Annotated in this window: 12 protein-coding genes; 8 read left to right on the top strand and 4 right to left on the bottom strand. The window is 60.3% G+C overall.

The features are described 5' to 3' along the window. Positions 1-134 precede the first annotated feature (134 nt). Positions 135-1451: a hemolysin family protein gene (locus AZE99_RS11370; RefSeq protein ID WP_067201140.1), complete on the top strand. Its 1317-nt coding sequence runs from the start codon at positions 135-137 to the stop codon at positions 1449-1451. A gap of 12 nt (positions 1452-1463) precedes the next feature. On the opposite strand, the gene AZE99_RS11365 is transcribed toward AZE99_RS11370, so the two are convergent. Together AZE99_RS11365 and AZE99_RS11360 are read right to left on the bottom strand one after the other, a co-directional pair. Continuing rightward, a complete protein-coding gene (locus AZE99_RS11365) occupies positions 1464-2057 on the bottom strand; it encodes a hypothetical protein (protein WP_082788347.1) in 594 nt (197 codons plus the stop codon). A gap of 149 nt (positions 2058-2206) precedes the next feature. Further along, entirely contained in the window at positions 2207-2968 is a 762-nt protein-coding gene (locus tag AZE99_RS11360; RefSeq protein ID WP_067201136.1) for an OmpA family protein, read from the bottom strand. A 361-nt stretch (positions 2969-3329) separates the two neighbouring features. On the opposite strand from AZE99_RS11360, the gene AZE99_RS11355 reads away from it, so the two are divergent. Both AZE99_RS11355 and AZE99_RS11350 read left to right on the top strand, forming a co-directional pair. Continuing rightward, the gene (locus AZE99_RS11355) at positions 3330-4571 is read left to right on the top strand and encodes a putative DNA modification/repair radical SAM protein (protein ID WP_067201133.1); all 1242 of its coding nucleotides are present in this window, start codon (positions 3330-3332) and stop codon (positions 4569-4571) included. Between the two features lie 14 nt (positions 4572-4585). Continuing rightward, positions 4586-6055 carry a UdgX family uracil-DNA binding protein gene (locus AZE99_RS11350; RefSeq protein WP_197460175.1) on the top strand — a complete coding sequence of 490 codons (1470 nt, stop codon included), beginning with the start codon at positions 4586-4588 and terminating at the stop codon, positions 6053-6055. Positions 6056-6088: 33 nt separating this feature from the next. Here AZE99_RS11350 and AZE99_RS11345 read toward each other — a convergent pair whose 3' ends face one another. Then, positions 6089-7375 carry an OmpP1/FadL family transporter gene (locus AZE99_RS11345; protein ID WP_067201130.1) on the bottom strand — a complete coding sequence of 429 codons (1287 nt, stop codon included), beginning with the start codon at positions 7373-7375 and terminating at the stop codon, positions 6089-6091. 228 nt (positions 7376-7603) lie between these two features. Here AZE99_RS11345 and AZE99_RS11340 point away from each other — a divergent pair, with 228 nt between their 5' ends. The 4 genes from AZE99_RS11340 (at position 7604) to AZE99_RS11325 (ending at position 10562) form a co-directional block, all read left to right on the top strand. Continuing rightward, a complete protein-coding gene (locus tag AZE99_RS11340; RefSeq protein WP_197460174.1) occupies positions 7604-8899 on the top strand; it encodes a M20/M25/M40 family metallo-hydrolase in 1296 nt (431 codons plus the stop codon). Between the two features lie 306 nt (positions 8900-9205). Next, a complete protein-coding gene (locus AZE99_RS11335; RefSeq protein ID WP_067201128.1) occupies positions 9206-9469 on the top strand; it encodes a type II toxin-antitoxin system CcdA family antitoxin in 264 nt (87 codons plus the stop codon). Continuing rightward, positions 9456-9764: a CcdB family protein gene (locus tag AZE99_RS11330; protein WP_067201125.1), complete on the top strand. Its 309-nt coding sequence runs from the start codon at positions 9456-9458 to the stop codon at positions 9762-9764. Before AZE99_RS11335 ends, AZE99_RS11330 begins: the two co-directional genes overlap by 14 nt. A 180-nt stretch (positions 9765-9944) precedes the next feature. Beyond that, positions 9945-10562: a hypothetical protein gene (locus AZE99_RS11325; RefSeq protein WP_156472230.1), complete on the top strand. Its 618-nt coding sequence runs from the start codon at positions 9945-9947 to the stop codon at positions 10560-10562. 649 nt (positions 10563-11211) lie between these two features. Here AZE99_RS11325 and purD read toward each other — a convergent pair. Continuing rightward, entirely contained in the window at positions 11212-12492 is a 1281-nt protein-coding gene (gene purD, locus AZE99_RS11320; protein ID WP_067201121.1) for a phosphoribosylamine--glycine ligase, read from the bottom strand. Between purD and xseA the strand changes: the two genes are divergently transcribed. Then, positions 12491-13957, top strand: coding sequence for an exodeoxyribonuclease VII large subunit (gene xseA / locus AZE99_RS11315; protein ID WP_067201119.1), 1467 nt, complete (start codon positions 12491-12493; stop codon positions 13955-13957). The genes purD and xseA overlap by 2 nt on opposite strands. The last annotated feature ends 33 nt before the right edge of the window (positions 13958-13990 follow it).

Here is a 13990-nt window from a genome sequence, read left to right as displayed (position 1 = left end):
TTCTGTTCGATCAAGTTAACGCCCCGCCGACCAGAAGGTTCCGCCTAGCGCAGGATAAATGAACAGCATCTGACAGCAAACTTGAGATTGTGTAAAACTTGCTGCTAAAGGGCTTATGGCATTTCGCCCTATCAATGGACAATATGACACCCTTTCCCTGGTTTGACGTTGCGATCATAATTGTGCTGGTGCTGATCAATGGCGTATTTGCCATGTCGGAACTGGCGATCGTTTCTGCGCGCAAGGCGCAGCTGCACAGTCTGGCCGATCAAGGCAGCCGGGGAGCGAAAGCTGCGCTCCGCCTCGCTGGCGATCCCGGCAAATTTCTCTCCACCGTGCAAATCGGCATCACCTTGATCGGTATCATCGCCGGTGCATTTTCCGGAGCCAGTCTCGGCGGCCCGGTGGCGGAGCGACTGCAGGCGCTGGGCATGGGCCGGGAACTCTCTGGTACAGTCGGCTTTGCAATTGTCATAGGCCTGACCACTTATGCGTCGCTGGTGGTCGGTGAACTGGTGCCGAAGCAGATTGCCTTGCGCTCGGCGGAACGGATCGCGCTGACCATGGCCCAGCCGATGGAATTGCTGGCGCGTATTTCCGCGCCGCTGGTCTGGCTGCTGGACAATAGCAGCGCTCTGATTTTCCGGATGATGCGGATGAAGCGCGATCAGGTCAATCATGTGACCGCAGATGAGTTGCAGATGGTCTTTGCCGAAGCGACGCGTTCCGGTGTCATCGAAGAACATGAACGCGCCGTGATTGCCGGAGTCGTCCGCATGGCCGACCGCCCGATCCGCGAGGTAATGACTCCGCGGACCGAAGTCGACTGGCTGGATATCGACGCGAAAAGGGAAGATATTCACAAGCTGCTGATCGGATCCCAGCACAGCCGCTTTCCGGTTGCGGAACATTCCGTCGACGAGATTCTGGGCGTGGTTCAGGCTCGCGATATCGTTGCGGCGCAACTCGGCGGCGAAGAGCTGGATCTGCGCAGATTGATGCGTCCGCTCGAGAAAGTGCCGGATCAGCTTGATGCGCTCGACGCGCTCGACATATTGCGGGAAGCCGAAGTGCCGATGATTTTGGTACACGATGAATATGGGCATTTCGAGGGTATCGTCACGCCCAATGACCTGCTCAGTTCGATCGCCGGTGAATTTGTCTCGGATCAGGATGAGAAAACCCAGCGCAGCCTGATCGAGCGAGCGGACGGCAGCTATCTGGTCTCTGGTGCCATGGCAATTGATGCGCTGGCCGAGCGGCTCAGCATCAGGCTGTCAGAGGACCGCGACTATGCGACGGTTGCCGGTCATGCGCTGGCGCAATTGCGCCACCTGCCCGAAGAAGGCGAAAGCTTCGAGGATCAGGACTGGATATTCGAAATTGTCGACATGGATGGTCGCAAGATCGACAAGCTGATTGTCCGGGCGAGCAACCCGGACATGGATTGAGCGGGGCTGGCGCTAGAGCTTGCCGTATTTCTTCTCGAACCCGGCAATATCATCCTTGGCAAGAAACTTGGCCTGATCGATCCATGCATCTCGCGTGATCCGTCCGCTGAACGTATCCAGATATTGATCGACCTCGGTGATTTCGGCTTCTTTCCAGTCAGCAATCTGGTCGAACCGGGTAACGCCGAGGCTGATCAGCAGCGTATTGAGTTTCGGGCCAACGCCCTTGATAAGCCGCAGATTGTCCGGTTCGCCCACTGCCGCCGGTATATTGGGTTTCCCGGATACTGCGGGTGCAGTCTTTGGTGATTCCGCCGGTTTTGCCTCGGCTTTGGGCACGGTAGCAACGGGGGCCACGACCGCTTTTGGTGCCGGTGGTGGTGGCGCAGTCTCTGGTACAGCGGCTGCGGGCGGAGATGGTTCGGGCTTTGGTTCAGCCGGCTGGACCGGCTCGCCCGCTTTTTCAAGCAGGCCATCGTCGGCAGAAAAATCTTCCACGGCAGAGGATTCCCGACCGGTTCCAGCCCAGACCGAGAAAGCGGTGACGACACCAATCAGCAGTGCAATCAGGTATAACAGCCAGTTGGCCGTAATCAGCGTGATCATCTTCTCAAAACCTCGTTCTGAATCTTGTTCATAGCCGGTCCAGGCTAATATTCTTCGGTATTCCGGCCCCAGATGAACCAACCAATAGCGAGGCCAATTGCAAAAGTAACCAGTAGGAGCAACAGATTTTCAAGTAAAAGTGGCATGGATCATTTCTCCTGTTGCGCTTTGGCATCATCTTCCAGTGGGCCATTTGCCGAGCCAATCCGGAATTCGATCCGGCGATTTTTCGCATCGGCCGCAGCGTCCGAACCCTTGGCGCGAGGCCGTTCCGATCCATATCCAATTGCTGTGACCTGGCTTTCCGAAATGCCGCGCTTGATCAGGCCGGCTTTGATCCGGTCCGCCCGCTCTTGCGACATCACCCGATTGACGCTGCGGTCCCCATTGTCATCGGTATGTCCTTCAACCGCTATCGACAGGTCACCACAGGCCTTCAAGGCGACCGCAAGTTCATCGAGAATTCTATTGGATTCCGGCGAAACATAGGCGCTGCCGGAGCGGAAGCTGATGTTTTTCGCTGCGATAATCTTGTCGATTTGTTTCTGGCAATTGGCGACCGTTTCGGGGGTGGCGGAGTCCGCAGCTGGCGCGATCCTGTCGGCATCGTCGACCGGGCCAGCATCTTCCTTGCCTTTCCAGCTTGCACCCGAGACGCCGGGAACAGCCATGACCACGGCCAAGGCTTTCTGCTTCATGTCATTCGTGACTTCGCCGTCCAGAATGGCGCTGCGCGACAGAGGATCGCGACTGAAGCTGACGCTGGCGCCATCCAGTCCCCGTGCGGCTAGTTCGGTCTGCGCCTTTTGTTCCAGACCTGAAACGAAATTTTCGCCCGTTGCCGCATGGCCGACCAGCGCCAAAACCACTGTCGCCGCTGCACCGGCCAATATCTTGCTTCCGATTTTCATTAGCTAACCTAAGTCCCTTTTCCGGCCGATTGCCACTGCTCGAAATAATTGGTCAAAATGACGGATAACGACGCCCGAGTCCAGCTTGTCCCGACCATAACGCCCCCCAGCGGAGCCCAATTTGTCTCTATTTGAAACAGAAGGTTACCAGATAAGGTTAATTTTTCGGTATTTATCGATCCGAAGCGCAGCCAGATATCTGGCTCTACCCTGCCAGTCCGGTTCCATTCATTCTGTGCGAAAGGCGGCTTTCCGAGATTGAGATTATAAAGAACCGCATAACCTGTGCAGCACCCGATGAATCACGCCAATATTAATCTAGGTTATTGAACAAAACAAGAACACAGCCTATCGTGGCAATATGTCAAAACTCTCCCGATCCGAAAAGCTGGCGATTCTTGCCGATGCCGCCAAATATGATGCGTCTTGCGCGTCGAGCGGGTCGGTGAAGCGCAATTCGGCGAAATCGGGGGGCATCGGGTCGACCGGAGGCATGGGCATCTGCCACAGCTATGCGCCGGACGGGCGCTGTATCTCGCTGCTCAAGATCCTGATGACCAACTATTGCATGTTCGACTGTCTCTACTGCATCAACCGCTCGTCGAGCAACGTGCGCCGCGCCGCCTTCACGGTGCAGGAGATCGTCGACCTGACGCTGGATTTCTACAAGCGCAATTATATCGAGGGCCTGTTCCTGTCCTCCGGCATCATCCGCAGTCCGGACTATACAATGGAGCAACTGGTTGAAGTCGCCCGCCGGCTGCGGGTCGTGCACCGCTTCGGCGGCTATATCCATCTCAAGACCATCCCCGAGGCCGATCCGGAGCTGCTCAAGCAGGCAGGCCAATATGCCGACCGTCTGTCGATCAACATCGAATTGCCCGACGATGAATCGATCGCCCGGCTGGCCCCGGAAAAGGATGGCAAGCTGATCCGCCGCACGATGGACAATCTCGGCAAACGGGTGCGCGAGGCGAAAGCAGAGCGCAAGACATCCCGGAAGGCGCCGCTGTTCGCGCCGGGCGGGCACAGCACCCAGATGATCATCGGTGCTGACTCGTCCGACGACGCCAGGATACTGACAACCAGTAACGGTCTTTATGGCAGCTATGGCCTGAAGCGGGTCTATTATTCTGCCTTCAGCCCGATCCCCGACGCCAGCAGTAACCTGCCGGTCCAGGCCCCGCCCTTGTTGCGCGAGCACAGGTTGTATCAGGCCGACTGGCTGCTGCGCTTCTACGGCTTTTCCGTCGCCGAGATCATGCAGGGCGGCAGCGCCGGACAGCTTGACCTGACCATCGACCCGAAGCTGGCCTGGGCGCTGCAAAATCGCGCGCGCTTTCCGGTCAATATCAATCTCGCCGACAAGGAAAGCCTGCTGCGTATCCCCGGACTGGGCGGCAAGGGCGTCGGCAAGATATTGCAGGCGCGCCGTTTTACCGGCCTGCGGCTGGCCGACCTCGAGCGCATCTGCCAGTCGGTGAAGAAAATATTGCCATTCATCACCACCGTCGACTGGCATCCCGGCAAGCAGCTGGACTCCCTGAACCTCTACGACCGGCTCAAACCGCCTCCCGAACAGCTCAGCCTGTTTCCGGCCTAGCCATGCCGGACAGCATGCCAGCCCTTATCGTCAGCTCGTACCGGATATTGCTTGCCAGCGAAGTCGATCTGGAAGGCTGGCGCGACCATGCGCGCAAGCTTTTGCCAGCCAATATCGCGCCGGAGCAGGTTAGCTGGACGGTCGAGGGAAGGCGCCAGACGAGCGAACTGGATCTGTCGCCACCCGCTGCCTTGCCGGAGCAAAGCAGCGATCAACCCTCGCGCCCGCTTCGCATATCAAAGACGCTGCTGTCCCTGATCAACACCGCCCTGCTGCACAGAAACGAGGACCGTTTCGATCTCGCCTATCGCATCCTTTACCGCGCCCAATCTGTGCCGAACCTGCATCTCAATCCCGCAGATGCCGATATGCTCAGACTCAACCGCTACGCCAAGGCAATCCGCCGCGACATCCACAAGATGCACGCCTTCGTCCGCTTCCGCAAAATCGGCAAGAGCGGGGGCCGCGAGCAATTTGTTGCATGGTTCGAACCGGACCATCATATCACCGCATCGGTCGCTTCCTTTTTCCGCAACCGCTTCACCGGCATGGACTGGCTGATCGTGACTCCCGGCGCGAGCATCGCCTGGGACGGGCAAAAGCTCGCAGTCGGTCCCGGTGGCTGCAAGGAAGACGTGCCGCAGCAAGACATGGTCGAGGCAGAATGGCGAACCTATTATGCCAATATCTTCAACCCCGCCCGGGTCAAGATCGGCGCGATGAAATCGGAAATGCCGATGAAATACTGGAAAAACCTGCCGGAAGCGGAGCTGATTCCCTCTCTGCTGGAACAGGCCGGGACGCGGGTCGAGGCGATGGTGGTGCGCGTTCGTGAGGATATGCTATTCGATCAGAATATGGACGGAGCGGCTGCCAATCTTCCGGTCTCGCTGGACCAGGTTTACGCGCTGCTGGAACAGCAGACCGATGCTCCGATGGAAAAATTCTCCGACCGGCTGGTGCGGGGCTCCGGACCGGACCATGCCGATATCATGATCATCGGCGAGCAGCCCGGCGATCAGGAGGACAGGGAGGGAAGGCCCTTTGTCGGGCCCGCTGGTCAATTGCTCGACCGCGTGCTGGAACAAGCCCAGATCGACCGACAAAAAATCTTCCTCACCAATGCGGTGAAGCGCTTCAAATACACCCAACGCGGCAAAAGGCGCATCCACGAGACGCCCAATGTCGGCGAAATCAACTATTACCGCTGGTGGGTCGAACAGGAGATACGGCTGGTCGATCCGAAGCTGCTCGTCGCGCTGGGCGCGACTGCAGCGCGAAGCCTGACCGGCAAGCCGGTAAAAATCTCCCGCCACCGCGGCGAGATCCTGTCCGGCGCCGATGGCCGGTCGATCCTGATCACCGTGCATCCATCCTTTCTGCTGCGGATTCCCGACGAGCAGGGCCGACAGGTCGAACAGGCAAAATTTGTCCGCGATCTGCAGCTGGCAGCCGCCTTCGTGCGGCAGGACCGGGCATCATGATGATGCCCGGACCATGATGACGGGCAGCCTTGCCTAGAAACCAAAGCCCAGCGAGAAACCGACAGCCGTTTCGGCAAGATGGATATTCGCCTCGCCGCCGCCAAAGGGCGCTGGAATCGATCCGGAGCCGTTCACCGTCTGCCGCGGCGCGCGCATCGCATAGCCGGTGATCTCGAATTTCTCCGACGGCTTGAACGTCGCGCCCACGGTGAAGTGATCGCGCACCACGCCCGGTGCCAGCACATTGAGCAAGGTCTCCGACTGCGGGATCGGGTTGGCAGAGCGGCCATAGCCGGCGCGCAGGGCAAGCCTGTCGCTGGCCTGATAGACCGCGCCGAATTTCCATACATCGACATCGTCCCAGCCAAAACCGGGGCCATTGTCCGCACCAAAGGGGACGCCCTGAAGCAGCGATGCAATCGGATTGCCGACCGAATTGACGTGCGAATATTCGATATGCTTGAAATCCGCGCCCAGCGTCAGCTTTGGCGTCGCGTCGATCGAAACGCCCGCGCCCCAGGAGGCAGGCATGTTGAAGCCGCCCTGTTCGGCGAACAGACCGGCATAGCGGTCGAACTCGGTGGTCCAGACTTTCGACTGGTAAAAGGCCCCGACGCGGAAATTGTCACCAAAACTACCGAGATAGCCAACGCGGAAGCCAGCGCCGAAAGCCCAGTCCTCGCCGCGATTGGTGAAATTCGCAGGGTCCTGCGAATTGGCGGCGAACGGCTGGATGCCTTTGGCTTCAAAGCTTTGCACGACAAAATGCGGCGACACGCCGAGGCTCTGCCCCTCGGCAATCTCCACCGCAATGGTCGGCGCAATCGAAATTTGCCGCAGGTTCACGCCTGCTGATCCGGTGGCGCCAAAGCTGGCGAAGGGATTGCTCTTGTAATCGGTGTTCATGCCGCCATTGCCGTTGACCGCAATGCCGATCGAAACCGTGTCGGACAGCGGCCGCACATAGGCGAATTCGGGGAGGATGAAGGGATTGGCATCATTGCCGGAATAGACCCCGTCGAGCCCGGCCTGATTGCCGATAATCTCGGAACCGCGATCGGGAATGAAAATCTCGAAGCCGACATCCAGCCGATGCTCGATGGCGGTCGCCGAAGCCGGGTTGGTGGCAATCCCGAACGCATCCTGCGGCATCGCGATGGATACGCCGCCAGCACCCTTGGACTTGGCGCCGACACCATTGACAAAATAGCCGTCGGTCGCCTGCGCCGTACCCGGCATGCAAAGCGCCGCACCGGCAAGCAGGAGGCTGGCCAGCGAACGGATCTGGCGATTGGCGGCAGGGGCAATGATACGGGACATGACGATACTACTTTCTGTTGATGTACCGGCGCAACGGGAGAGGGTGTTTGCCGGAGCGCGTCCCTAGCGACCCGCACCCGCGCGCAGCAAGTTAGGAAAGATTGCGGGCGACGTAGCTGAGCTTGGCGGGAAGGGCGCAGCCGACAGATGCCCCTTGCGGTTGGGCGCAGGGGCGCTAGTTTCGAGCATCATCGCCCCGTCCACGATCGAAGAGAAAAGGCCTCCCATATGTTCGCGATTATGAAAGCCGCTACGTCTGCCTGCTTGCTGTTTGCCACGATCACGGTCTCAATCACGAGCGCCAGCGCCAATGACCGGCCCATTCTCGACGCCGTCGACGCCAATGGCGCGGAGCAGCTGCAATTGCTCGAAGCGACGGTCAACCAGAATTCCGGTTCGCTCAATGTCGAAGGGGTCCGCAAGGTCGGCGAAATCTACCGGCGCGAACTGGAGGATATCGGCTTTGCGGTTCGCTGGATCGACATGCCGCAAGCAATGGCGCGCGGCGGTCATCTGGTCGCTGAACGGGACTTTGGCGAGGGGCCGAACCTGCTGCTGATCGGCCATCTCGACACGGTGTTCGAACCCGACAGTCCCTTCCAGCGTTTCGAGCGTGACGGCGACAAGCTGCGCGGCCCCGGCGTGGTCGACATGAAGGGTGGCAATGCCGTGGTCATTTACGCCATGCGGGCGCTGATCGAGGCGGAAGCGATCAAGGGCGGCAAGGTGACGATATTCTTCACCGGTGACGAGGAAAGCACCGGCACTCCGCTCGCCATGGCCCGCAAGGACCTGATCGCGGCCGGCAAGGCCGCCGATTATGCGCTCAACTTCGAAGGCGGCAGCCCCGAATGGGCCGTGGTGGGCCGGCGCGGTTCCTCGAAATGGAAGCTCGAGGTAACGGGAAAGCGCGCCCACTCCTCCGGCATTTTCAGCGACAATAGCGGCGCCGGTGCCGCGTTCGAAATGGCGCGCATCCTGAACCGCTTCTACGGCGAGGTGCGCGGACCGGTCGGACTGACTTTCAACCCCGGCATGGTCGCGGCGGGCTCGGCCATCGACCCCGTCGGCAGCGCCGGAGCGGTCACGGTCAGCGGCAAGAATAATGTGATCGCCGAGACCGCCATCGCCACGGGCGGCCTGCGCTTCATGAACGAAGCGCAATTGCGCGCCGCAGAAACCCTGATGCGCGGCATTGTCGAGGATAACCTGCCGCACACGCAGGCAACCATCACCTTCGAGGATCGCTATCCCGCGATGGAATTGACCGAAGCGAATGAAGCTTTGCTCGCCCGCCTCAACGCCGTCCACGCGCGGCTCGGCCTCGAACCCGCGAAATCCTTCCCGCCGGAAGGCCGCGGCGCGGCGGACATCAGCTTCGTCGCCCCCTATGTCCCCAGCATGGACGGACTGGGCGTCGCGGGCACCGGCGCGCACACCGTCGAGGAAGAAATGGACCTCGGCAGCCTGCGCCAAGCTACAGAGCGCACCGCCTTGCTGATAGCGGATTTGCTGGGGCAATGATCTGTCGCAATGACGAACCCCCTCTCCCGTGAGGGAGAGGGATGAGCAGACTTGGCAGCTCGCTGCCTAGTCGAAGCTGGGTGAGGGTGTACAGCACGATGATGCGAAGCAACCCACCAGCATAACACCCTCATCCAACTGCATCGAGCCGCCTGCGCTGACGCTCCGGCGGCAAGATTTCGTATCCTTCTCTCTCACGGGAGAAGGTGTAACGATCCTACGGCACTTGGAAATTAAACGCCCCCGTATTGTGTTGCCCGCTATATGCGCATAAGGTATGCACATGCTCAATCAACGGAGTCTCCGATGGCTACTACCGCCCATCCGCAAAACTCGAAACGACGCCCGATAAACCTGACCATCCGCGAAGATATATTGAGCGAGGCCAAGGCCCTGAAACTCAACGCTTCGAAGGCGGCAGAGGCGGGTATCGAAGCGGCGATCAAGCAAGCGCGCGAAGCAAACTGGCTGGCCGAAAATCTGGATAGAATCGCCGCGCATAACCAGCGTGTCGCGGAATCCGGTCCGCTGCTGGTTCCCGACTGGGCCGACGATAATGGCGCGCTTTGATATCTATGCGCTGAACCGGGCAGAAGTGCCTTATGTGCTGGAGGTGCAGGCCGACCTGCTGTCCGAACTCGCCAGCGTGGTAGTCGTGCCGCTGGTTCCGGCAGGCGTCGCCAAGGCCGAAACGATGCGCAAGCTGAAACCGGAAATCATCATCAAGGGAGAAGGCTTCTGCCTGATGACCACCGACATCGGCACCCTGCGCCGCGCGTCGCTGGGCAAGCCGGTGGTCAATGTGGAAGAGCCCTATCGAGCGGTGATTGTCGATGCGCTGGATTTTCTGTTTCAGGGGTTTTGACGAATGAGGCGAGTGCCGTGGAATAATTGAGCGCACTGTCACCGTAATTCCCGCATTGTCCCTATGTCGGGTGCGAGGGTTCGACCCGACGAGTGGATACCTAATTTAGGTCAGGAGATATAATCGCTGCGGGCACCGTTGCAGGCACCGCAAATGCGCGTTAACGCTAGGGCAATAGTGATGACAGCTACTGAACTTCTTCTGTCCGCCTACGGGATGGCGATGGCCAGCGACGAAGAGCTCCATGAGAAATGGATTTCGGTATCCTTTGCGCTCGGTTCCGTTGCAGGGAATGCTCACCTCATAGCGTTGCAGCGCAATGGCCGTCTCGACTTGATGCTGCGGTTGATTGAGGCCGAACGACTGGAGCGAATGAAGGATGATGCTTCCGATGAACCAATATGGTCTTTGGATTTACAGTTCGCTTTGTCGGAGAACTGGCTATTGTCGGCCTATGAGGTTGCCCGCGCGGCGAAAGCACCATTCAAGGCAAGTGGTACAGATGCGTCCCGGTTACTCGCGCTTGAGCATCGGCTTGCACTCGTTCGCATGCCCGCTGCCAAGGGTGTTATTCAAGGTATGAATAGGAAGCCGCACAAAGATAATCCGCCCTTGCTGAGAAGGCTAGGCGATGCCACGCCGGAACTATATCAGGATGATGGTTCCTATATGGCGCCTCAGGGTCTGTGTGTCGAAACAGGAGCCGTCTTGTGGTATCCAATGGACGTGACGAACGGCAAAGAGGTCGTCGTTTGTCGGCGCGATCTTTCTAATGAGATGTTGGCACTTTTCGACTAGGTGGCGAGATGACGCGGGACATCCCAGTGCAACGGTCAGAGTTGCAACAACCTTAAAACTCGGCCGCCCATCACCGTGTCTCACACCTCCTCGGAGCTGGGTGAGGGTCTACCGGACCTTATTTGCACAGCACCCAACCCGGCGGAACACCCTCATCCAACTTCGCCTAATCCTTCGGATAAGGCTTCGTATCCTTCTCCCGCACGGGAGAAGGTGGAAAAAGCGCTGTCCTACATCTGGCTCAATCCGCTATTATCGCAACTGCTCCGCGCCATGCGCGGGGCGGGCTCTTTGACAATCTCGATAGGATCGCGGCGCTGGCGGCTGCGCGCTTGTTTCTCGGGGACCGGTTTGGGCGGCAATCCCAAAGGTTACACTCGACGACCGGTTGGCTTCCTACAAAGGCAGGATTTCTGCGGCCTGGGGGCAAAGATTACAGAAAATAAAAGCGGATGTCTGTGTAAAGTTCACGGCGCGACGCAAAATTGCCGGGCTCGCACGAAGACATGAAGTCACAAAGCGCAATCTCTTTGCGCCTTCGTGTCTTCGCGCGAGTCCCATCACGCCGCTCGCCACAAAAGGGCAGGCGAGAACCGATCTCTGGCCCCAGGTCTGAAAAACCCCGGACGCGCTGTACCGCCTTTTGAGTCTAGTTCCCCGCTTCCCGCGTAACCTCGCGCCAGCCGATATCGCGCCGACAAAAGCCGCTCTCGAAATCGATCTGGTCAACCGCAGCATAAGCCTTGTCCTGCGCTTCGGTGGCATTGGCTCCCACGGCGGTGACACTCAGCACCCGGCCGCCGCTGGCGACCAAAGCGCCCTCGACTTCCGCGGTGCCGGCATGGAATATCTTGGCGCCCTCACGCTCGGCTCTGGCGAGATTCTGGATCTTCCCGCCCTTTTCCGGCGTGGAAGGATAGCCTTTCGCGGCCATCACCACGGTGAGCGCGGTTTCCGGGGCGAACACCGGGGCGCTGGTCTGGGCGAGATCGCCCTTGGCGGTCGCCATCATCAGCTTGGCGAGATCGCTTTCCAGCCGCATCATCAGCACCTGGCATTCCGGGTCCCCGAAACGGGCGTTATATTCGATCAGCTGCGGGCCGCTGTCGGTCAGCATCAGCCCGGCGAACAGGACGCCGCTATAGGGCGTGCCCTCGGCGGCCAATGTGTCGACGGTCGGCTGGATGATCTGTTCCATCACCTGTTGTTGCAGGGCGGGGGTGAGGACGGGGGCGGGGCTGTATGCGCCCATGCCGCCGGTGTTCGGGCCGACATCGCCTTCGCCGACGCGCTTGTGGTCCTGCGCGCTGCCGAAGGGGACGACATTCTCGCCGTCGGTGATCGCGAAGAAACTGGCTTCCTCGCCGGTCAGAAATTCCTCGATCACCACTTCCGCGCCGGCTTCGCCAAAGCTGCCGTCGAACATGTCGGTGATCGCGGCCTCGGCTTCGTCACGGGTCTCGGCGATGATCACGCCCTTGCCGGCGGCCAGGCCATCGGCCTTGATCACGACGGGGATGGCAAAATCGTCGAGCGCCTTGAGCGCATCGGCCGCGCTGGTGGCGCGGACATAGCCGGCGGTCGGGATATTGGCGCGGGCGCAAAGGTCCTTGGTAAAGCCCTTCGAGCCTTCCAGCTGCGCCGCCGCCTTGTCGGGGCCGAAGACGAAGATATCGGCGGTGCGCAGGCTTTCGGCGAGGCCGTCGACCAGCGGTGCTTCCGGGCCGACGACGACCAGATCGATGTCATGCTCGCCGCAGAACAGGATGACTTCGCCATGGTCGCTGATGTCGAGCGTGACCAGATCGGCGTGCTGGGCGATGCCGGGATTGCCGGGCGTCGCGTAAAATTTCCCGAGCATTGGGGATTGCGCCAGCTTCCAGGCCAAGGCATGTTCGCGGCCACCCGAACCGATCAACAGGATATTCATGGACGATTCCCTCTCATTAGACGCGAAGCTCCTAGCCGAGAGCGGGCAGGGTGACAACGCCCCGCCGTTGTCGGTTTCGGAAATATCCGGAGCGCTCAAGCGAGTGGTCGAGGATCGCTTCGGCTATGTCCGGATCCGCGGCGAAATCTCGGGCTTCAAACGCGCGGCCTCGGGCCATGTCTATCTGGCGCTGAAGGACGACAAGGCGGTGATCGACGGGGTGATGTGGAAGGGCAATGCCGGACGGCTGCCATTCCGGCCGGAGGATGGCATCGAGGTCGTGGTCTCGGGAAAGCTGACCACTTATCCCGGCCGCTCGAAATATCAGGTGGTGATCGACAAGATGGAACTGGCGGGCGAGGGCGCGCTGATGGCCCTGTTCGAGAAGCTCAAGGCCAAGCTGCTCGCCGAGGGCCTGTTCGATCAGGACCGCAAGAAACCGATTCCGTTCCTGCCCAAGACGATTGGCGTGGTCACCTCCCCGACCGGTTCGGTGATCCGCGATATATTGCACAGGCTCGCCGATCGCTGCCCCAGCCATGTCATCGTCTGGCCGGTGCTGGTGCAGGGCGAGGGCGCCGCAAAACAGATATCCCACGCCATTCGCGGCTTCTCCGAGATGGCGCCGGATGGTCCGGTCGCCCGGCCCGATCTGGTGATCGTCGCGCGCGGTGGCGGGTCGATCGAGGACCTGTGGAGCTTTAACGAGGAAATCGTGGTCCGGGCAGTGGCGGATTGCTCGATCCCGATCATTTCCGCCGTGGGCCACGAGACCGACACGACGCTCTGCGATTTCGCCGCCGACCTGCGCGCGCCGACGCCTACCGCTGCCGCCGAAATGGCGGTGCCGGTCCGGGCGGAATGGCTGGCCACACTTGCCGAGGGCAAGGCGCGGATGGCGCGCAGCGTGCAGCGCAGCCTGAGCACCGCCCAGGAGCGGCTGGAGGCGCAACGACGGCTGATGCCGGCGCTGACCGATCTGCTCCGCCCGCACCAGCAGCGGGTCGACGAGACGTCCGAACGGATGAAATATGGCATGAGCCAGAATATCGCCCACGCCCGCAGCCGCTTTGCCAGCAGTGCAGGGGCCTTGCGGCCGTCGATATTGAAACAGCGGCTGGCCCGTTCGCAGGAGCAGTACAAGCGGCTCGATCTGCCGGTCAGCCTGGTGCAGCGCCCGCTCGACGAGGCGCGGCAGCGGCTCGACGCCTTGTGGCGGCTGGCCCAGCAAGTCTCGCCCGACGGTCCGCTGAAACGCGGCTATGCCCGGGTCTCCGGTCCGGACGGCAGCCTGATCGCCAATCGCGCCGCCGCGATAAAGGCCGGTGATCTCGACCTGCATTTCCAGGACGGGGTCGTTGGCGCGATCGTGACGGATGAGGCGCCGGCCAAGCCGAAGCCTGCTCCGCCATCGCCCAGCAGAGTCAAAAAAGCGCCGGATGACAGGCAGCAGGATTTATTCTAGGGGGATTTGCGGTAGGATCGTCCCGCTGTGGCG

Origin of the sequence: Sphingorhabdus sp. M41 (assembly GCF_001586275.1) — a bacterium.
Lineage (GTDB): Bacteria > Pseudomonadota > Alphaproteobacteria > Sphingomonadales > Sphingomonadaceae > Parasphingorhabdus.
Note: the sequence above shows the minus strand (reverse complement) of the source record. Positions and strands in the feature narration are given on the sequence as shown.

Bases quoted from the DNA above. Each gene is read 5' to 3' on its own strand.
- purD (WP_067201121.1), bottom strand. From the start codon at position 12,492: ATGAATATCCTGTTGATCGGTTCGGGTGGCCGCGAACATGCCTTGGCC.
- AZE99_RS11365 (WP_082788347.1), bottom strand. From the start codon at position 2,057: ATGATCACGCTGATTACGGCCAACTGGCTGTTATACCTGATTGCACTG.
- AZE99_RS11345 (WP_067201130.1), bottom strand. From the start codon at position 7,375: ATGTCCCGTATCATTGCCCCTGCCGCCAATCGCCAGATCCGTTCGCTG.
- AZE99_RS11370 (WP_067201140.1), top strand. From the start codon at position 135: ATGGACAATATGACACCCTTTCCCTGGTTTGACGTTGCGATCATAATT.
- AZE99_RS11335 (WP_067201128.1), top strand. From the start codon at position 9,206: ATGGCTACTACCGCCCATCCGCAAAACTCGAAACGACGCCCGATAAAC.
- xseA (WP_067201119.1), top strand. From the start codon at position 12,491: ATGGACGATTCCCTCTCATTAGACGCGAAGCTCCTAGCCGAGAGCGGG.
- AZE99_RS11325 (WP_156472230.1), top strand. From the start codon at position 9,945: ATGACAGCTACTGAACTTCTTCTGTCCGCCTACGGGATGGCGATGGCC.
- AZE99_RS11355 (WP_067201133.1), top strand. From the start codon at position 3,330: ATGTCAAAACTCTCCCGATCCGAAAAGCTGGCGATTCTTGCCGATGCC.
- AZE99_RS11330 (WP_067201125.1), top strand. From the start codon at position 9,456: ATGGCGCGCTTTGATATCTATGCGCTGAACCGGGCAGAAGTGCCTTAT.
- AZE99_RS11340 (WP_197460174.1), top strand. From the start codon at position 7,604: ATGTTCGCGATTATGAAAGCCGCTACGTCTGCCTGCTTGCTGTTTGCC.
- AZE99_RS11360 (WP_067201136.1), bottom strand. From the start codon at position 2,968: ATGAAAATCGGAAGCAAGATATTGGCCGGTGCAGCGGCGACAGTGGTT.
- AZE99_RS11350 (WP_197460175.1), top strand. From the start codon at position 4,586: ATGCCAGCCCTTATCGTCAGCTCGTACCGGATATTGCTTGCCAGCGAA.